Source organism: Amycolatopsis sp. NPDC052450, assembly GCF_044547565.1.
In the GTDB taxonomy this organism is placed as follows: Bacteria; Actinomycetota; Actinomycetes; order Mycobacteriales; family Pseudonocardiaceae; genus Amycolatopsis.
On the sequence record NZ_JBIUAQ010000005.1, the window covers coordinates 245,421 to 264,735 of the forward strand.

Below are 19,315 nucleotides of genomic sequence, written 5' to 3' on the forward strand. Positions count from 1 at the left end.
ACACTCGAGAAGTAGGTCCAGGCCTTTTTTAGGGCAACCTGGGAAGTGTGCCGAGGACTAACCTCGGGACATGGCACCTGTGACCTGGCCGACATCGCCGGGCGAGGCACCGGATCTCCGGCACGGCCGGGGACGACGCACGTCGGGAGAGAGGGAATCCCTGACCTATGAGCACGAGTGCGAACGGCAACGGCTCCTTGTCGGCCGTCAGGCCCACCGAGGTCGCCAAACTGGACCGGGTGGTCATCCGGTTCGCCGGCGACTCCGGTGACGGCATGCAGCTGACGGGCGACAGGTTCACCTCGGAAGCGGCCGCGTTCGGCAACGACCTGTCGACCATGCCGAACTTCCCCGCGGAGATCCGCGCGCCCCAGGGCACCATCCCGGGCGTCTCGAGCTTCCAGGTGCACTTCGCCGACTACGACATCCTGACGCCGGGAGACCGGCCGGACGTCCTGGTCGCCATGAACCCCGCCGCGCTGAAGGCGAACATCGCCGACGTCCCGTCTGGCGGGACGATCATCCTCAACACCGACGAGTTCACGAAGCGGAACCTGGTCAAGGTCGGTTACGACAACGACCCGCTCGACGACGACACCCTTTCGGCCTATCAAGTCCACCGGGTGGCCATGTCGACGTTGACCAGGGGCGCGCTCGAAGAGACCGGACTGTCCAAAAAGGACGCCGAACGCGCGAAGAACATGTTCGCGCTCGGGCTGCTCTCCTGGATGTACCACCGGCCGACCGAAGGCACGGAAAGGTTCCTGCGCGAGAAGTTCGCGAAGAAGACCGACATCGCCGAGGCCAACATCCTGGCCTTCCGCGCCGGCTGGAACTACGGCGAGACGACCGAATCGTTCGCGACGACGTACGAGGTCGCGCCCGCGAAGCTGAACCAGGGCACGTACCGCCAGATCACCGGGAACACCGCACTGGCCTACGGGCTGGTCGCCGCCGGGCAGCAGTCCGGCCTGCAGATCCTGCTGGGCACGTATCCGATCACCCCGGCGTCGGACATCCTCCACGAGCTGTCCAAGCACAAGAACTACGGCATCCTCACCTTCCAGGCCGAGGACGAGATCGCCGGCATCGGCGCGGCGCTCGGCGCCTCCTACGGCGGTGCGCTGGGCGTCACCTCGACGTCCGGGCCCGGTGTCGCGCTGAAATCCGAGGCCATCGGTCTCGCGGTGATGACCGAACTGCCGCTGGTCGTCATCGACGTCCAGCGCGGTGGGCCGTCGACCGGGCTGCCGACCAAGACCGAGCAGGCTGACCTGCTGCAGGCGATGTTCGGCCGCAACGGCGAATCCCCGGTGCCGATCGTCGCGCCGCTGTCCCCCGCGGACTGCTTCGACGCGGCGCTGGAGGCCACCCGGATCGCGCTGAAGTACCGCACGCCGGTCTTCCTGCTCTCGGACGGCGCGATCGCGAACGGCTCGGAGCCGTGGCTGATCCCGGACGTCGAAGACCTGCCGGATCTGAGCGTGGAATTCGCCACCGAGCCGAATGCCGAGGACGGTTCCGGGGAATTCTGGCCGTATGTACGCGATCCCGAGACCCTCGCCCGAGCGTGGGCGGTGCCGGGCGAGGCCGGTCTGCAGCACCGCATCGGCGGGCTGGAGAAGGCCGACAAGACCGGCCACATCTCCTACGAGCCCGACAACCACGACAAGATGGTCCGCCTGCGCCAGGCCAAGATCGACGGCGTCGACGTCCCCGACCTCGTCGTCGACGACCCGAGCGGCGGCAAGGCACGGGTCCTGGCGCTCGGCTGGGGCTCGTCCTACGGCCCGATCGGCGCCGCTTGCCGCCGCGTCCGCAAGGACGGGATGCCCATCGCGCAGGCGCATCTACGGCATCTCAACCCGTTCCCGGGCAACCTCGGTGACGTACTCCGTTCGTACGACACCGTCGTCGTCCCTGAAATGAATCTCGGCCAGCTTTCGATGCTCTTGAGGGCCAAGTACCTCGTCGACGTGAAGTCGTACACGAAGGTCGCCGGGCTGCCTTTCAAGGCCGAAGAACTGCAAGGCGTCTTCACGGAGATCATCACCAGTACGGAGGGGACGAAGTGACCGCGATCGATCTGGGGATCCCCACCCTCGGCGGCCTGGACCTTGTGCCGACCGAGACCGAACCGCAGAAGGCCAAGGACTACAAGTCGGACCAGGAGGTCCGCTGGTGTCCCGGCTGCGGGGACTACGTCGTGCTCAACGCCGTGCAGTCGTTCCTGCCGACGCTCGGCCTCAAACGCGAGAACATCGTGTTCATCTCGGGTATCGGCTGCTCGTCCCGGTTCCCGTACTACCTGAACACCTACGGCATGCACTCGATCCACGGCCGGGCGCCGTCGATCGCGACCGGACTCGCGACCGCGCGGCCGGATCTGTCGGTGTGGGTCGTCACCGGTGACGGCGACGCGCTGTCCATCGGCGGCAACCACCTCATCCACGCGTTGCGGCGCAACGTGAACATCAAGATCCTGCTGTTCAACAACCGCATCTACGGTCTCACCAAGGGCCAGTACTCGCCGACGTCCGGGCCGGGCATGGTCACGAAGTCCACCCCGATGGGCTCGGTCGACACCCCGTTCAACCCGCTTTCGCTGGCGATCGGCGCCGAGGCGTCGTTCGTGGGCCGCGCGCTCGACTCGGACCGCAAGGGCCTGACCGAGGTGCTGGAGGCCGCCGCGAAACACCGCGGATCGGCGCTGGTGGAGATCTACCAGAACTGCCCGATCTTCAACGACGGCGCCTTCGACGTCCTCAAGGACAAGGACGAGGCCGCGAGCAGGCTCATCCCGCTGAAGCCCGGCGAGCCGATCAAATTCGGCCCGCAGGGCGAATTCGGTGTCACGCGCGGCGGCTGGGCCGGGCTGGAGGTCGGGAAGGTCGCGAACATCGGCGAGGAGAACCTCGTCGTGCACGACCCGGCCATCGAGGACACCTCGTACGCGTTCGCGCTTTCGCGGATCGGCGACCAGAACCTGAACCACGTGCCGACCGGTATCCTGCGGCAGGTCGAGCGGCCCACCTACGACGACCAGGCGCGTGCCCAGGTCGCCGAGGCCCAGGCCGCCCGCAAGCCCGATCTGCAGGGGCTGCTGCGCGGCAAGGACACCTGGACCGTCGTCAGCTAGCTCCGTAGTGCAATGAAGGGGCCTTTCATAGCAAATTTGCTATGAAAGGCCCCTTCATTGCGATCAGGTGAGGGGACGGAAGCCCACACGCTCCGCGTCGGCGGCGGACCGGAACCAGACCTCCGCGACCATCTTCGGGAACTGCGGCGAGTCTTCGGTGCAGTACCGCAGGGCCGTCACGCTGGCCTTGACCGCGAAGTCGTCGGCCGGACGGCCACCGCCGGGCCGCGGCATCGCCGATCCGGGGCCGAACGGGCCGGGCGGAACGGACTCGGTCACCGGAGCGGCGACCTGCCGCGCGGGCGGGGGCTCCGGCGCCGGCATCGCGTCGCCGGGCTGGACGGCGGGCTCGAACAGCGAGCCGCTCTGCCCGCCGGACAGTTCCGGCTCACGACGTTCGATCGCCCGCATGGACGGCTGGATCGGCTGCGGCGGCTCGAAACCACCGCGGACCGTGCCCCGGGGCGTGCGCTTGGGCAGCACCTGGGTGGCTTCGGCCGGCGTCTCGGGCTCCGAGTCGAGGAGCCCGGCCTTCGCTTCTTCGTCGGAACCGAAGGCGTACGCGGGCGGATCGTGCAGCTCTTCTTCGCGCTCGAACCAGTTGGTCTCGACGGGCGCCTGCTCCGTCTCCACGCGTGACGCGGGGCTGAACAGCGACACCGGCTCCGGCTGCGTCTCGACGCCTTCCGGGTCCAGCTGCATCTCCAGGCGGGACCGGTACGGCCCTTCGCTCGGCACGGGCGGCTGAGGCTCTGGCTCGGGTTCCGGCTCGACGTCCAGCTTCGACGCGGGCTGGAGGTACTCGGTCGCCGCGCTGACGTACGGGTTGCCCGGCTCGGGTTCAGGCTCAGGCTCGGGTTCCGGCTGGGCCGCCGGGATGTACTGCGTCCGCTCGGCCGGCTGCTCCGGTTCGGGCTCCGGATCCGGCTCCTGGTCCGTCTGGGGCGCCGTGCGGTACTCGGCCTCGTACTCTTCTTCGGGCTCGAAGGTCCGCGTCGGAGTGGCGACGGGCTCCTCGACGATCTCCTGGGCAGGTTCGGTCCACTGCTGCGCGGGTTCCTGCTCGGTGAGCGTCTCGGGGTACGCGGGCTTCGGCTCCTCGACCGCCGCGAACTCCTCGTCCAGCTCGTCGTGCGACGGCTTCGTGAGGTACGCGGTGCCGCCGGCGACGGCCGCGGCACCCGCGCCCAGGCTCACCCCGGCGGGCAGCCGGGACGTCTCGGCGTGCGCGGTGGCCAGCGAGCTTTCCAGCTCACGGATGCGCTTGCGCGCCGGGACCACCAGCACCAGCCAGGTGAGCAGCGCGCCGACGACGAACGCCAGCAGACTCCACAGCCAAACCTGTCCGAAAATGGACATCTAACCTGCCCTTTGTCAATGCGTTCGTGCGACCAGGTAGTCGGCGACCGATTCGCAGGCGTCCCGGGCGGGCGACGCGGGCAGCGCCGCGAGTTCGGCACGCGCCCGACGAGCGTAGTCGGAAAGAGTTTCGCGTGCGCGTTCGAGTCCGGACGAGGCCCGCAGCAGGTCCAGGGCCTCGGCGACGAGCTTGTCGTCGGAGATCGGTCCCGACAGCAGCTCCACCAGGCGCGGGTCGGTCGCCGGGTCGGCCAGCGCGTACAGCATCGGAAGCGTGCGGACGCCTTCGCGCAGGTCTGTGCCCTGCGCCTTGCCGAGCTCGTCCGAGGCGGACGCGATGTCGATGACGTCGTCGGAGATCTGGAACGCCGTCCCGATGATGTCGCCGAAGCGGCGGAGCGCGTCGATGTAGTGGTCGGGCGCGCCGGACATCATCCCGCCGAACCGGCCGGAGGTGGCGATCAGCGAACCGGTCTTCTGCGCGATGACCGTGAGGTAGTGCTCGACCGCGTCGTCACCGTCGGCCGGGCCGACCGTCTCGCGCATCTGGCCGGTGACCAGCTCGCCGAAGGTTTCGGCGATGATCCGGGCCGCGTCGGTGCCGAGGTCCGCGACCAGCCGCGAGGCGTGCGCGAACAGGAAGTCGCCGGTCAGGATGGCGATGGTGTTGTCCCAGCGGGCGTTGACGCTCTCCGCGCCGCGGCGCATCGTCGCCTCGTCCATCACGTCGTCGTGGTACAGCGTCGCGAGATGCACCAGCTCGACGGCCGCTGCGGCGGTGACCACCTGGTCGCCCTGCTTCGGCCCGAACTGCGAGGAAAGCAGCGTGAACAGCGGACGGAAACGTTTGCCCCCCGCCTCGACCAGATGCGAAGCGGCGTCCTCGACGGCCTTGACGTCACTGCGGACGACCTCGCGGAGCAGGGTCTCGACGTCGGCGAGACCGGTCGCGAGGGTGCGCAGGAGCTGCTCGTCGGCGATCTGGAGCCCCACGGACGCGCGCAGGTCCTCGATGGCACCACCTGGGGCAGGTGAAGACACAGACACGTCGGCTCCGCTCTCTTTGACACCGTTCGGGGTTGCTTCCAGCGTAGTGGCTACCCACCGAGGCCTGTTGACGTGCTGTCCAGGGGAAACGGTGACGAATATGACACCCCCGCCGAGTATCCTGCCCGCTCTGGCGCGAACTGGGGGAACACCATGGGAAGTCCGGACGATTCCGGCGAAAGACCGGCGTGGAGACCTCCCGCCGAAGACCATCGCGAGCAGCGGTCGACGGTGTGGATCACCGTCGTCCTCTTCGCCGTGTTCATGGCGGTGATGCTGGTCGTGGCCGTGCTCGTGGTCGGAGGCCTGAAGGAGTCGAGGGCCGGCGCCGTCCAGACCTGGCAACCGACCGTCCCGCCGACGTCGGCGGGCGCGTCGTCGGCTCCACCGTCTTCATCGCGGGAGGTGCCGATCCGCAAACTCGAGACGGCGGCCAATCCTCTCGTCGCTCCCGGCGTGACGATGCCGAAGGTGACCTGCGAACTGCCCAGGCTCCGCGGCACGAAGGAGCAGCTGGACGCGTTCTATCTGGCTTTGATCCCTTGCCTGGAGCGGGCGTGGCATCCGGTCCTGACCCAGGTGGGCGAGCCGCGGATACCGGTCGCGGTGAACCTCCACGACGTCTCGAACACCGCCTGCGGCCCACCTCCACCCGCCTCGGAGGCCATGGGCTTCTACTGCTCGGACGACAAGACGATCTTCTTGCCGTTGCCGAGGCAGCTCGCGAACGGCGGACCCGAACTCCTGACCCAGCTGTTCCTGCTCGCCCACGAATACGGGCACCACGTCCAGGAGCAGTCCGGCATCCTTCGGAAACACGACACGCTCTACCGCGAGGCGGACGGCGACCAGGTGAAGATCCTCGACCTGAGCAGGCGGCTCGAACTGCAGGCCGACTGTTTCAGCACACTGTTCCTCGCCAACGCCGCCGGCCGCGGCTCGATCGGCGCCGGGCTGATCGCCCCGCTCAAACAAGGCGGCTTCGAAGGCGAGGACAGCGAGACCCACGGCTCGGCGAAGAACGCCACGCTGTGGCAGAAGCGCGGGCTGACGGCCAAGGACACCTCGGCGTGCAACACCTTCGCCGCCCCGGCGAACGAGGTCTCCTGAACGGCCGTCGTCAGCGGCGGCGGATCTTGATGTCGTCCATGCAGGTCGCCTTCCCCGCGACGTCGCGGTACGGGTAACCCTTGGCGTCCAGCAGTTCCATGACCTTCAGCTCGGCCTCGTCGAGCACGTCGCGCTCCTCTTCACCCCGCAGCGTGATGCGGAAGGTGAACGAGCCGAGGTGCGCGCTGTAGGTGAGCAGGCCGTCCTCGGTGAACCCCATCGCCTGGTGCTGATCGAGTTCGGCGAGGAGCCGGGCGCGGGTGCCGGCGTCGGGGTGGTCGAACTTGCCGTTGACAAGGACGCGGTAGGTCGGCATGCGTTCGAATATACAGATCTGTATCCGAATACGAATCCGAATATCCAATGGGTGCCCATGATCCACGGTCGAGTGAAACGACCGTCACGCGCGCAACGGGCGAATCCGACACGCAGATAGTGATGACAAAGGAAGAACGGCCGATCCGGCTCGCTCTCCATCACGTGAGGAGGAAGCCCATGCGTAGCACCGTCGCAAGCCGGGCCGGCCTGGTCGGCGCCCTGCTGCTGGCAGGCCTCGGCACCGGCGTGACGCCCGCCGCCGCCTCGAACCCCGCGGGCGTGGCCTCGCTCGGCTCCGCCGCCTTCACCAAGGGCACCTCGGCGCCGATCTCGATCTCGTCGCTCGCCGACTGCGCGGTCGAAGGGCCGACGAGCAACTCGTCCGGGGTCGCGACCAGGACCGGGGTCACGTTCGGTGGCGGCACGTCGACGTGCACGACGACCGTCGTCGACCCCGAAAACGACGTGACCTCGACGAAGTCGGAGGCCAAGGGGCAGAACTTCGAACTGTCGGCGCTCGTCTCGTCGAGCGGCCCGCGGATCAAGCTCAGGTCCTACTCGGTCAGCTGCACGGCCACGCAGACCAGCACGAACGCGAGCTGGACCTACGGCGGCGCGACCGGGCTCGGCACCCTGCCGTCCCCCGTGCCGGTCGGCTACGTCAAGCCGATCACCAAGTCCAACGGGACCCTGCTCGCCGAGGCGATCTTCAACGAGCAGACGTTGCCGGGCGACGGCAGCATCGCGCTGACCATGCTGCGGATCAAGTTCGCCCCGGCCTCGAACATCACCGGCGAAGTGGTCATCGGGCGCACGGCCTGCTCCCCCACTCCCTGAGCCGACCCGCCGGGAAGGGGGCGTCCGGATTCGACCGGGCGCCCCTTTTCCATTCTGGCTTATATAAGCCTCTGCTGATACCTTGGCGGCAGCCGAGCAGAGGAGGGCACCCATGGTCGACGTGACCACCCAGATCAACTCCGTCCAGCGCCAGCTGGGCAAGCGCGTGGTCGAAGCGGGCGAGGCGGTGACGGCCACGGTCAGCCAGGTCTACGACACCGGCCTCGACGACCTCTGGGACGCGTGCACGAATCCCGAGCGCATCCCGCGCTGGTTCCTGCCGATCAGCGGCGAGCTGCGCGTCGGCGGCAAGTACCAGCTCGAAGGCAACGCGGGCGGGACGGTCGAGCGCTGCGATCCGCCGAAGAGCTTCGCCGCCACCTGGGAGTACGGGGGCGACGTCAGCTGGATCGAGCTCCGGCTCAGCCCCGAAGCCGACGGGCGCACCCGGTTCGAACTCACCCACACCGCCGTTCCCAACGAGCACTGGAACCAGTTCGGGCCGGGCGCCGTGGGCATCGGCTGGGACATGATGCTGAACGGGCTCGCGCTGCACCTGGAATCCGGAGAATCCGCCGACCCCGAGGCCGCCATGGCCTGGATGACCAGCGAAGAAGGCGTGCGGTTCATGACCTTGAGCAACGAGGCCTGGTACGAGGCCGACGTCGCCAACGGGACGGACGCGACCACGGCCCGCACGCGCGCCGACGCCACCTTGGCCGCCTACACCGCGCCCCCGGAGAGCTGAAGGTCTTCGGCGAGTTCCGGCGCGCGAAGCAGGTCGATGAGCTCGTCGTCCGCCTGGAACACGGCGCGGGCGCCCGGCATGCCCGACTGCCGGAGCATCGCGTGGAGGACGTCGGCGTGCGGCTGATCGAGCAGGGTCCAGATCATCGCGCGCCGCCTTCGGTCATCCCCCAGTTCGCGCGCGGTCCACCAGCCCATGACGAGCGCGCTCACCTGGTTGACCGCCGTTTCCCGCCCGCGCGCCAGTTGCGCGCGGTTCAGCCCGCACACCTTGATGGTCTGCTCGCCCTTCGCGGTCAACGCCCGATAGGTGCCGATCGACAGCACCAGGAACAGGTGGTCCAGCGGGTCTTCGGCGGTCGGGTCGATCAGCAGGCTGTTGCCGTCTTCGTCCACCGGGAACAGGTCGCGTTTGTGGTGACTGTTGCAGTACTCGCACGCCAGCACGTGATTGAGCCAGTCGAACGCGCGCCCCGGATTCCGGGCGATCGGCTCGAAATGGTCCACAGTGGACCCGAGGCCGTCACCGCAGTACATGCAGTAGCCGCGGCCGGCCGCCATGACGTCCAGGCCCGCCCGCAAAGAACGCCGTACGGCACGGGAAACCCGCCAGAGCCGTCGCGCTTCTTTGCTGTCACCGGGAGGGATCCGCGCGGTCAGCTCTTCGAGATCGGCCACCACCCGCCCCGGTAGCGCGATCCGGCGGATCCCGATCACCGATCGTCGGCCTCGAACCGCCTGGCCACCTCGTCGACCCGGCTCGGCGGCGAACTGCTCAGCATGCCCCGGAGACGTTCCCATTCCCGGACCCCGTTCGCGTCCGCCCGGCCGGAAGCCACCTGGAACTCGAGTTCGGCGAGGTGCTCCCGCAGCTCGACCGCCTGCGGCGAATAAGGCGTGTCCAAACCGAAAAGGTCGGACAGCACGGCGTCGTCCCCGGAGCCGAACACGACCCGCTCGTACAACTCCTCGGAGACCACGCGCGGCGGCATCTCCTCGTCCGGCCCGGAAAGCCGGATGAGGCCGCCGGGGTCGGCGGCCTGGCAGACGTAGGGGCTGTGCGTGGTGACGATGAACTGGATACGCGGGAAATGCGCCTTGAACCACGGCCCCATGCGTTTCTGCCACGAGACGTGGAGATGCGCGTCGACCTCGTCGATGATCACGACCCCGGGGCTCTCGTGATCGAGGCCGGCACCGTTGAGTTGCTTGAGCAGATCGACCACGAGCGCGGTCACCGTGCGATAGCCGTCGCTCATCTCGCGCAACGGGAACCGGTCACCGCGGTATTCGACCCACAGCCCGTCCGAATCGACGTCCCGGATCCGGTAACCGCCCGGCAGGAGACCGTCACCGAGGATCTCCAGCGCCGCGTCCTTCAGCTCACGCGCGCCCGCTTTTCCTTCCAGGGCACGGAGATGCTGATTGATCAGCCAGGTGACACCCTCGGCGAGCGAGGCGTCTTCGTGGAACAGGCTGGCCATCCGCGCCAGCGACCCCGCGCCGCGCATCCACGACTCGGCCTCCCCGCTACCGCCCGCGAGCCGCCGGAAGGGCCCATACGCCGCGCAGAACGGCTGGCCCGGCGGCAATCCGGAGATCGGCAGCAGACCGGAGTCGAGCCAGCGGACCTCGACCGGCGCCGGACCCTCCTCACGCATCACCGACAACTCGATCGACCCCGAGGTCTGGTTCGTCGAAATCCAGCTGCCCGCGTCCGACAGCAATCCCCAGGCCACGTCCGGCGCCGCCGCGACCGCGATGGCCCGCAGCAACGACGTCTTGCCCGAACCGTTGCGCCCGGCGAGCACCACCCAGCCGGGTCCGGGCAGCTTGAGGTCGACGGCGCGGGCGCCACTGAAGCCACGGATGTTCTCCAGCCGGACCCGCTCGATGTACATGAAGGAAGCTTACGACGGCGCGCACGTCACCTGGGCACCCGAAAGTGGGTCGCCACGGTGTGCGCCTTGGTGGCGTCCACCTCCGTACCGACCTTCGAGCGGTACCGGTCTTCGGCCCCTCGATGCCGCCGCGGCAAGGAGTCGAGAAATCGAGTGCCGCATTGACGACCTGTTCGTCACGAGCCGCGACTGTTTCGGATGCCATTGCGGAAACTGCGGTCTCGGCGGAGGCATTTCCACGGAATCCGCACAAGCCGCCAACAGGCATCCGAGAACTGGTCCGAGAATCACTCTTTGAACTTCATTACACAGAGTGCACGAATTCACCGGTCCGACCACCAGCTTGAACCACGTTTCCGGGACAGGTTCACCCGAATGGTTTCACGGATAGTCACCAGGTTCGCTTGCGCTATTCATCAGGGAGCAGGCCTTTATTCGGACGAATTCCCAGCCCCGGGAACCCTGGTAATCTTCCCGGCGTCGGATTACGCAGGGTGCATCGGGGAGACGCGCCTTGTAGCCACGGGAGGGGCACATGACGACGGTGACTTCAGCGAATTCGGGGCGGCTTCGGCTATTCACTGGGGAACGATTCGAGGCGCCAGAGGTGCATGGCCATGCCTGAGGGATCTCCGGTCTACGAGCCGGGCTTGCGCTGGAGTGAAGTCGATCGCTTCCGCCCCACCGGGGGCTCCTACGGGACGCCCGTCGCGGAAGGCGCGGGGTTCAAGTACGACGAGGCGACCCTTCACGAGCTGATGAAAGAGTGGTCTGACCTGGCCAAGGAATACAGGGACGACCTCGCTGATGCGCGGATGATCGCCGTAGCCCGGCCGCCGGGAATGGAATTCGCCAGTGGGGACAATGCCGCCATCACTCGGCAGTCCGGCGAAGCACTCGTGGCGGCCCTTGAGCAGCGTGTCGCCTACTGCGAGAACATGGCCAAGAAGTACGTTTCCGCTCTCGGCAAGTACGCCACTGCGGACGACCACGCGAAGACAGTCATCAACCAGCAGTCGAAGGGCATCGTCTGATGCGGCGCACCATCCTTGTCCTCAGCGCGGCCACGCTCGCCCTCGCGGCATGCTCGACCCCCACCACCAACGGCACACCTACACCCACTAGTGGGCGAACCAGCCCGAACCCGTCGACCTCGACTCCTGGCGTGCCCAAAGTCGAGCACCCGATTGACGTGGCACGGTTCAAGCGGGCCCCATGCGACGCTTTGACCAAAGCGCAGATCGAGGATCTCCTCGGCCCCGATACCGAAACCGTGCCGCGAGATGGTGGTGCCGGCCCCGCCTGCAGGTGGTCCATCCCTTCAACGAGCCGGCCTCTGATCGACGCGATCTTCGCTGACCTGCCGGACAGTGGCACCGCGAAGTTTTACGAAGGCAAGGGAACGACCTACAAACTCCTCGAGCCACTGGAACCGATCGACGGTTACCCGGTGACCGCATACGACGTCAACGACAATCGGGCCAAAGGCGACTGCTCGGTAGCGTTGGGAACCAGCGACACGCAAACCATCGGTATCTCTTTGGTTCAGTCCGAAGCCAATGTCGGCACAAAGGATCCCTGCGCCGCTGCTCGTGAAGCCGCAGTCAGGGTGCTGGCCACCATCCGAGGGGGCAACTGATGCCGGCAGGACCGCTCACCGCCGACCAGATCTACGAGCAGATCACCAAGGGCGAAGGCGCCGGTTCGCTCTCCGAGGCTCAGCGTGCCGCCTTCAACCTGACCGTCAAGCACCACGAGCGCGCGCAGAAGCTCACTGCTCTCACCCAGAAGACCATTGCCGGCTGGCAGGGTGGCGCCAGCGACGCGGCCGCCGACGCGACGAAGCCCGTCGTGGAAGCCGCGTACGACGATGCGATGCATCTCGCCGTGGCGCAGTCGGCGATCAGCGCGCAGATGGACGCGTTCGGCACGGCCAAGAACTCCGTCAAGCCGGTTCCGCCCGAGCAGCCCGCGCCGACCGCCGAGGACGTCAAGGCCCTCATGGGTGGCGGCGGCACGTTCACCTACTGGGACCGGGTCAAGGGGTACCAGGCCGACAGCCAGCACAACATCGACGCGTTCGCGTCTTACCACTCCGCCAGCACCGCCAACGGTGACGAGCTGCCCGCCCAGTACGCGCAGCTCACCGATCCCGGCGGCAGCGTGACCTTGGACGACGGCGGCTCCGGCAAACCGGCGGTGAAGGGCTTCGGCGACGGCTCCGACGGACGCGAACACCGTGTTGGCGAGCCCTACCAAGGCCCAAGTGGGCCCAGTGGGCCCAGTGGACCGAGCACACCGGCGCCGGGTGGCGCGGCAGACAGCGGCCCCCAGCCTGGGCAAGGCGCCCAGCCGGGTCAGTACCCGAACCCGCATCAGCCGGGACAGTCGCAGCCAGGACAGCCGCATCCGGTCGCACAGCAGCCGGACGATGGGACCCGCGCGAATTCGTACACGCCGACCCAGAGCACTCCGGTCGCGCCGCCGGCGGCGAACCTCGACTTCGGGCCCACCGGCAAACCGAACCCCACCTACAACACCCCGGGTGCCTTCCCGCCCGGGTACGGCCCGGGTACGGGCGTGCCCGCGCCCTACGGTCCGGGCACGAGTGGCAAGCCGCCCGGGGTGCCCGGCGGTGGCGTCCCAGGTCCAGGTGGGACAGGCGGGCCCGGTTCCGCAGGCGGGCATCGGGGTGGCCCAGGCGGCACCGGGCAGCCTGGGACGGGTGGCCGGAGCGGTGCCGGGATGCCCGCTGAGGGCGTCGGCGGCCGAGGCGCGGCGGGGACGGCCGGAGCAGCGGGTCGTGGCGGGGCGAACGGGATGCCGATGGCGCCCGGCGCCGCTCGCGGGAAGGGCGAGGAGGACAAGGAGAAGAAGGCGCCGGCGTACCTCCAGAACCCGGATCCCGACGAGACGTTCGGCGGCTACCCCGAAAAGCCGATGCCGCCGGTGATCGGCGAGAACCAGAGGTAGCACCACAGTCCCAGGGGAGGGAGACACGTGGTGCTCGCGCGCCCGGTCGAGATCACGCTCGACACCTTGTTGACCGCGTTCCGTCACGCCGGCTGCGGAGATCCCCATCTGGTCTTCGCGGGCGGGCTGCGGTACGTCCCACCGTCGTCGCGGAACGGTGAAGACCGGGCGGCGTTCGAGGAGCTCGGCGGGCTCGGGTTCACCGAGGGCAAGCGGCTGACCAGCGACTTCGAGGACGTCCTGCACATACTCGACCGGCCGGACACCGAGTATTACGCGACGGTTCGAACGGAGGCGGAGCAGTACAACGTGCTCGTCGCCGTGCGTGGACGTGGCGCGGTGACCGCGATCTGTGAAGGAAACCGGGTGTGGTTGAAAGGCGTGCGGACCTCCGACCGCGCGGCGGCGCTCGTGCTGAACCTGCCCGAGTACCCGCCCGCGCGTTTCACACCGTTTTCCTTGCCCCAGGACGACATCAAGGACTCGCGAAGCCGGGACGCGCGGTGGCTCGACGACGTCTTCGAACAGCCCTATTTCGGTGTCGGGTTCTTCGCCGCGGCCAAGCGTCCCAACGGAGAAAAGCGCACAGAGGCCACCGACGGCTTGACGTATCTGGACCTCGACGCCGGACGGGTGGCCATGCACGTGAGCGGTTCTCCCCGGAACCGGTACGTCACCGTCCTCCCCGGCGAACCCACGTTACTGGCCCAAAAGGTCGCCGCGCTGTGCGCGAGCCTCGACCACTGAGCCCGAAACGCGTGAAGGCCCCCCTTCCCTCGGCTGAGCAGAGGGAAGGGGGCCTTCACGCGCAAAGAAAACTACTTGAGGGCGAAGCCGCCGGAGCCCGCCCAGTCGAGGGCGAACGCCGGGATGAGGCCGAGCACCAGCGTGACGATGACGCCGAGCGTGATCGCCGTGGTGGTGAACGCGCCGGGCACGGTGACGGTCGGGCCGTCGGGCGCCGGCTCGGAGAAGTACATCAGCACGATCACGCGCAGGTAGAAGAACGCGGCGACGGCGCTGAAGACCAGGGCGACGACGACCAGCGGCGCCATCCCGTCGGACAGGGCCGCCGAGAACACCACGAACTTGCCGACGAACCCACTGGTCAGCGGGATACCGGCCAGCGCGAGAAGCAGGAAGGTGAACACCCCGGCCAGCACCGGGGACCGTTTCGCCAACCCGGCCCAGGCGGACAGGTGCGTCGCCTCGCCGTTCGAGTCCCGCACCAGCGAGACGACACCGAACGCGGCGAGCGTGGTGAAGCCGTAGGCCAGCAGGTAGAACAGTGTGCTCGACAGGCCTTCTTCGGTCATCGCGATCGCACCCACGAGCAGGAACCCGGCGTGCGCGATGGACGAGTAGGCGATCATGCGCTTCACGTCGGTCTGCGTGAGACCCAGCACCGCGCCGATCAGCATCGAGATGATCGCGACGCCCCAGAGCACGCCGCGCCATTCCCAGCTCGTCGACTCGAACGCCACCTGGAACACCCGCAGGATCCCGCCGAACGCGGCGACCTTGGTGCAGGCGCCCATGAACGCGGTGACCGGGGTCGGCGCGCCCTGGTAGACGTCCGGGGTCCAGGTGTGGAACGGACCGACCGAACCCTTGAACAACAGACCGACCGCGACCAGCCCGAGCCCGGCGAACAGCAGCGTGTCCGAACGATCCGAACCGGCGGCGGCGTTGGCGATGTCCGACAGTTTCACGGAGTTCGCGTAGCCGTACAGCAGCGCCAGACCGTAGAGGAAGAACGCCGACGAGAACGCGCCAAGCAGGAAGTACTTGACCGCCGACTCCTGCGAAAGCAGGCGACGGCGACGGGCGAGCCCGCACATCAGGTACAGCGGCAGGCTCAGCACCTCGAGCGCGATGAACATGGTGAGCAGGTCGTTGGCCGCGACGAACGACATCATGCCGCCGAGCGCGAACAGCGTCAGCGGGAAGACCTCGGTCTGCATGCCGGTGGTGCCGACCTGCGCGCGGTCCTGCAGCGTGCCGGGCCGGATACCGGCCTGCGCGACGAACGCGCCGCCCGGCTCGACCGAGCGGTCCGCGATCAGCAGCACCGCGCCCAGCGCCAGCGCCAGCAGCGTGCCCCACAGGAACAGCGACGGCCGGTCGACGGCGATCGCGTCGCTGAAGGTCGTGATGCCGTTCTTCGGCGCGGAAGTACTGGCGTACCAGGCCAGGAAGACACCCGCCGCGCCGATCCCGACCAGGGACAGGAAGACCTGCGACGGCCACCGCATGTGCTTGGGCAGGAATGCCTCGAACAGCACGCTGACACATGCGGCCCCGAGGATGATCAGGATCGGCGTGACGGCGAAGTAGTCGATCGACGGCAACTTCACCGGTGGCGCCTGAGTCAAGAAGAGCACTGTTTACTTGCCTCCCTGCACGGACGACATCGTCGCCTGCACCGACGGGGTGATCGTGTCGAGCACCGGCTTGGGGTAGAACCCGAGCGCGATGATCAGCACGACCATCGGCGCCAGGATCGCGATCTCCCGGCCGCCGAGGTCCTTGATTGCCTTGGTCGCCCCGAGTTCGGGAGCGATCGCCGTGCCAGGGCCACCGCCGGCGCCGATGAGGGCGTCACCACGGACGGGGCCCTGCATGACACGCTGGTAGAGCCAGAGCACGTACGCCGCGGCCAGCACCATGCCGACCGTCGCGATGATCGTGTACACCGGGTAGTCCACAAAGGACCCCAGCAGCACCAGGAACTCACTGATGAAGGAGTTGGTGCCGGGCAGGGACAAAGTGGACAGACCGGCGATGAGCAGCATCCCGCCGAGCAGCGGGGTCACCTTCGCCATACCGCCGTAGTCGGAGATCCTGGTGGATCCGCCGCGCATCACGATCAGGCCGACGACCACGATCAGCATGCCGGTGGCGAGGCTGTGGTTGAGCATGTACGACACCGAGCCGACCATCGCCTGCTCGTTGAAGGTGAAGATGCCCAGCGCGATGAAGCCGAAGTGGGCGATCGACACGTAGGCGATGAAGCGCTTCATGTCGCGTTGCCCGGCCGCGAGGATCGATCCGTAAAGGACACCCGCGACGGCGAGCACCAGCACCCACGGCGCGAGTTCCTTGCTGGCCTCCGGGAACATCGGGAGGCAGTAGCGCAGGAAGCCGAACGTGCCGACCTTGTCCAGCACACCGACCAGCAGCACCGCGACGCCGATGGGCGCCTGGCCCGCGGCGTCCGGCAGCCAGGTGTGGAACGGCACCAAAGGGGCCTTGATCGCGAACGCGAGGAAGAACCCGATGAACAGCCAGATCTGCGTCCCCAGCGGGGCGTCGCGGACGACGGTGACGAGCGTTTCCCAGTCGAAGGTGCCCTTGCCGAGTTCGTCCGACGCCATCGAATAGGCCCCGATGGCCGAGGCCAGCATGATCAGGCCGCCGAGGAACGAGTACAGGAAGAACTTGACCGCCGCGTACTGCCGGTTCGCGCCGCCGTAGCCGCCGATCAGGAAGTACATCGGGATCAGCATGATCTCGAACAGCACGTAGAACAGGAAGACGTCGGTCGCGGCGAACACCGCGATGGTCAGCGCCTCCTGCACCAGGATCAGCGAGAGGAAACCGCCCGCCGAGCGCCCGGCCGGGAGCTTGTCGGTCAGCCCCAGCGCGCCGACCACGATCGGCACCAGCAGTCCGATGACCGCGATCATCACCAGCGCGATGCCGTCGATGCCGAACGAGATGTGGATGCCGAAGTTCGGGATCCAGTCCATCGAGGACTTCTGCTGGATCCGGTCCCCCGAGGGCACGTAGCTCGCCCACATCGGGATCACCAGCAGGAACGTCAGGAGCGACACCACGAGCGCGGTCAGCGTCGCCAGCCTGTCGTTCTTCTTCATCCCCGCGACGACCGCGGCGCCGGCCAGCGGCAGCAGGATGGTTGCGAGTACCCAGGTCATCAGGAGAACCTCACCAGCAGGAGTGCCGCCAGAAGCAGGAATGTGCCGCCCAGCATGGACAGTGCGTACGAGCGGACGAAGCCGGTCTGAAGGCGGCGCAGGCGCCCGGATCCGCCGCCGAGTGCGGCGGCGAGGCCGTTGACCGCGCCGTCGACCCCGCGGTTGTCCACGTAGACCAGTGCGCGGGCGAGCCAGGTGCCCGGACGGGCGACCAGCGTCTCGTTCAGGGTGTTGCCGTAGAGGTCGTTGCGCGCGGCCTTGACCACGGCCGAGACCCGCTCGGGGCGTTCCACCGGAACGTCCTTACGCCCGACGAAGAGCCACGCGGCCACCGCGCCGAGGACCGACAGCGCCACGGTGAGGAACGGGACCAGCAGATGCGGAATGACGCTGTGGCCGCCCTCTTCGAGCGGTCCGACCACCGGGGCGAGCCATTCGGCGAACCGGTCGCCGAGGGCGAAGAACGCACCAGCGCCGATCGAGCCGATCGCCAGGATGATCATCGGCCACTTCATCACCGCGGGCGATTCGTGCGGGTGGAAGTCGCGGCCGTCGGAGCTCTTGATCTCCTTCCAGCGTTCCTTGCCGAAGAAGGTCATCACCATCAGGCGGGTCATGTAGAACGCGGTGAGCCCGGCGCCGAGCAGTGCCGCGCCACCCATCACCCAGCCGCGCCAGCCGCCCTGGGACAGCGCCGCTTCGATGATCGCGTCCTTGGTGAAGAAGCCGGACAGCGGCGGGATGCCGATCAGGGCGAGGTAACCGAGCGCGAAGGTCCAGAAGGTGACCGGCATGTGCTTGCGCAGGCCGCCGTACTTCCGCATGTCGACCTCGTCGTTCATGGCGTGCATGACCGAACCGGCCCCGAGGAACAGCCCGGCCTTGAAGAAACCGTGCGCGACCAGGTGCATGATGCCGAGCGCGTAGGCGATCGGCCCGAGGCCGACGGCGAGCATCATGTACCCGATCTGGCTGACCGTGGAGTACGCCAGGACCTTCTTGATGTCGTCGTAGGCGCAGCCGATGATGCACCCGATCAGCAGCGTGACCGTCCCGACGAGGGTGACGATCAGGCGGCCGTCCGGGGTGGCGTTGAAGATCTCGTGCGCGCGGGCGACCAGGTAGACGCCGGCGGTGACCATCGTCGCCGCGTGGATGAGGGCCGAGACCGGGGTCGGGCCCTCCATCGCGTCCGGAAGCCATGCCTGCAACGGGAACTGACCGGATTTACCGCAGGCGCCCAGCAGCAGCAGGATCGCGATGGCGGTGATAGCGCCGGCCGGGATCTTGTCGATCGCGCCGAAGACCTCGGCGTAACCGGTGCTCCCGACGTACTTGAACATCAGGAAGATCGCCAGCGCGAGCCCGACGTCACCGACGCGGTTCATCAGGAACGCCTTCTTCGCCGCGGTGGCCGCGGACGGGCGGTCCTGGTACCAGCCGATGAGCAGGTACGACGCGAGACCGACGCCTTCCCAGCCGAGGTACAGCGTCACGAAGCTGTTGCCCAGCACCAGGATCAGCATCGAGGCGACGAACAGGTTGAGGTACGCGAAGAACCTCGACCGATCGCGGTCCTCGGCCATGTAGCCGATCGAATAGAAGTGGATCAGCATGCCGACGCCGGTGATCAGCAGCACGAACGTCAGCGAAAGCGCGTCGATCCGGAGCCCGAAGTCGACCTGCAGCGCCGAAACCGGGATCCAGGAGAACAGTTTGACGTCCGCGACGTTCTTCGTGTCGGCCGTGAAGAAGAGAATCAGGCCGTACACAAAGGACAGTGAGACGGTCGCACTGCCGAGGAGATGTCCCCAGCCCCTGGCTCGTTTACCGGCCAGCAGAAGAATAAGGGCGCCGAGGGCGGGAAAAGCCACCAGCAGCCACGATGATGCGGTCACTCTCGGATCCAATCAGTCGCGCGGAGCGCGTCCGTCAAGGGCGGGCGG

The 19,315-nt window shown here is 67.8% G+C and carries 17 protein-coding genes; 9 read left to right on the forward strand and 8 right to left on the reverse strand.

Features of this window, described 5'->3' with window-relative positions; all coding sequences use genetic code 11:
- The first annotated feature begins 167 nt into the window (after nucleotides 1-167).
- Both ACIHAO_RS11915 and ACIHAO_RS11920 read left to right on the forward strand, forming a co-directional pair.
- Nucleotides 168-2,075 carry a 2-oxoacid:acceptor oxidoreductase subunit alpha gene (locus ACIHAO_RS11915; protein WP_396557022.1) on the forward strand — a complete coding sequence of 636 codons (1,908 nt, stop codon included), beginning with the start codon at nucleotides 168-170 and terminating at the stop codon, nucleotides 2,073-2,075.
- The gene (locus ACIHAO_RS11920; RefSeq protein WP_396557024.1) at nucleotides 2,072-3,139 is read left to right on the forward strand and encodes a 2-oxoacid:ferredoxin oxidoreductase subunit beta; all 1,068 of its coding nucleotides are present in this window, start codon (nucleotides 2,072-2,074) and stop codon (nucleotides 3,137-3,139) included. Before ACIHAO_RS11915 ends, ACIHAO_RS11920 begins: the two co-directional genes overlap by 4 nt.
- Before the next feature lie 63 nt (nucleotides 3,140-3,202).
- Here ACIHAO_RS11920 and ACIHAO_RS11925 read toward each other — a convergent pair whose 3' ends face one another.
- A complete protein-coding gene (locus tag ACIHAO_RS11925; RefSeq protein ID WP_396557026.1) occupies nucleotides 3,203-4,498 on the reverse strand; it encodes a hypothetical protein in 1,296 nt (431 codons plus the stop codon).
- Nucleotides 4,499-4,513: 15 nt separating this feature from the next.
- Nucleotides 4,514-5,539, reverse strand: a complete 1,026-nt coding sequence (locus ACIHAO_RS11930) for a polyprenyl synthetase family protein (RefSeq protein ID WP_125789056.1) — start codon at nucleotides 5,537-5,539, stop codon at nucleotides 4,514-4,516.
- Between the two features lie 159 nt (nucleotides 5,540-5,698).
- Here ACIHAO_RS11930 and ACIHAO_RS11935 point away from each other — a divergent pair, with 159 nt between their 5' ends.
- A complete protein-coding gene (locus tag ACIHAO_RS11935; RefSeq protein ID WP_396557028.1) occupies nucleotides 5,699-6,655 on the forward strand; it encodes a neutral zinc metallopeptidase in 957 nt (318 codons plus the stop codon).
- A 10-nt stretch (nucleotides 6,656-6,665) separates the two neighbouring features.
- Here the strand turns inward: ACIHAO_RS11935 and ACIHAO_RS11940 are convergent, their stop codons facing one another.
- On the reverse strand, nucleotides 6,666-6,971 hold the full coding sequence (locus ACIHAO_RS11940; RefSeq protein WP_125790175.1) for a DUF6204 family protein: 306 nt from the start codon (nucleotides 6,969-6,971) through the stop codon (nucleotides 6,666-6,668).
- Nucleotides 6,972-7,150: 179 nt separating this feature from the next.
- Here ACIHAO_RS11940 and ACIHAO_RS11945 point away from each other — a divergent pair, with 179 nt between their 5' ends.
- Complete coding sequence (locus ACIHAO_RS11945; protein WP_396557030.1) at nucleotides 7,151-7,810, forward strand: hypothetical protein; 660 nt, start codon at nucleotides 7,151-7,153, stop codon at nucleotides 7,808-7,810.
- 112 nt (nucleotides 7,811-7,922) lie between these two features.
- Nucleotides 7,923-8,558, forward strand: coding sequence for an SRPBCC family protein (locus ACIHAO_RS11950; protein WP_396557032.1), 636 nt, complete (start codon nucleotides 7,923-7,925; stop codon nucleotides 8,556-8,558).
- On the opposite strand, the gene ACIHAO_RS11955 is transcribed toward ACIHAO_RS11950, so the two are convergent.
- Complete coding sequence (locus ACIHAO_RS11955; RefSeq protein WP_396557034.1) at nucleotides 8,534-9,274, reverse strand: HNH endonuclease; 741 nt, start codon at nucleotides 9,272-9,274, stop codon at nucleotides 8,534-8,536. The genes ACIHAO_RS11950 and ACIHAO_RS11955 overlap by 25 nt on opposite strands.
- Nucleotides 9,271-10,458, reverse strand: coding sequence for an AAA family ATPase (locus ACIHAO_RS11960; protein ID WP_396557036.1), 1,188 nt, complete (start codon nucleotides 10,456-10,458; stop codon nucleotides 9,271-9,273). The genes ACIHAO_RS11955 and ACIHAO_RS11960 overlap by 4 nt, the downstream gene beginning before the upstream one ends.
- Nucleotides 10,459-11,075: 617 nt before the next feature.
- Here ACIHAO_RS11960 and ACIHAO_RS11965 point away from each other — a divergent pair.
- From ACIHAO_RS11965 to ACIHAO_RS11980, 4 genes are read left to right on the forward strand one after another with little or no spacing between them, the layout of a single operon-like run.
- On the forward strand, nucleotides 11,076-11,492 hold the full coding sequence (locus ACIHAO_RS11965; RefSeq protein WP_396557038.1) for a hypothetical protein: 417 nt from the start codon (nucleotides 11,076-11,078) through the stop codon (nucleotides 11,490-11,492).
- Complete coding sequence (locus ACIHAO_RS11970; protein ID WP_396557040.1) at nucleotides 11,492-12,097, forward strand: DUF3558 domain-containing protein; 606 nt, start codon at nucleotides 11,492-11,494, stop codon at nucleotides 12,095-12,097. The genes ACIHAO_RS11965 and ACIHAO_RS11970 overlap by 1 nt, the downstream gene beginning before the upstream one ends.
- The gene (locus tag ACIHAO_RS11975) at nucleotides 12,097-13,431 is read left to right on the forward strand and encodes a PPE domain-containing protein (RefSeq protein WP_396557042.1); all 1,335 of its coding nucleotides are present in this window, start codon (nucleotides 12,097-12,099) and stop codon (nucleotides 13,429-13,431) included. The genes ACIHAO_RS11970 and ACIHAO_RS11975 overlap by 1 nt, the downstream gene beginning before the upstream one ends.
- A 27-nt stretch (nucleotides 13,432-13,458) precedes the next feature.
- Nucleotides 13,459-14,178, forward strand: a complete 720-nt coding sequence (locus ACIHAO_RS11980) for an ESX secretion-associated protein EspG (RefSeq protein WP_396557044.1) — start codon at nucleotides 13,459-13,461, stop codon at nucleotides 14,176-14,178.
- Nucleotides 14,179-14,249: 71 nt separating this feature from the next.
- Here ACIHAO_RS11980 and nuoN read toward each other — a convergent pair whose 3' ends face one another.
- Genes nuoN through nuoL form a run of 3 tightly spaced genes read right to left on the reverse strand, consistent with a single transcriptional unit; the run spans nucleotide 14,250 to nucleotide 19,267 of the window.
- Entirely contained in the window at nucleotides 14,250-15,815 is a 1,566-nt protein-coding gene (gene nuoN, locus ACIHAO_RS11985) for an NADH-quinone oxidoreductase subunit NuoN (RefSeq protein ID WP_396557046.1), read from the reverse strand.
- 3 nt (nucleotides 15,816-15,818) lie between these two features.
- Nucleotides 15,819-17,369: an NADH-quinone oxidoreductase subunit M gene (locus ACIHAO_RS11990; RefSeq protein WP_396557048.1), complete on the reverse strand. Its 1,551-nt coding sequence runs from the start codon at nucleotides 17,367-17,369 to the stop codon at nucleotides 15,819-15,821.
- Nucleotides 17,369-19,267, reverse strand: a complete 1,899-nt coding sequence (gene nuoL, locus ACIHAO_RS11995; RefSeq protein WP_396557050.1) for an NADH-quinone oxidoreductase subunit L — start codon at nucleotides 19,265-19,267, stop codon at nucleotides 17,369-17,371. Before nuoL ends, ACIHAO_RS11990 begins: the two co-directional genes overlap by 1 nt.
- Nucleotides 19,268-19,315 lie beyond the last annotated feature (48 nt).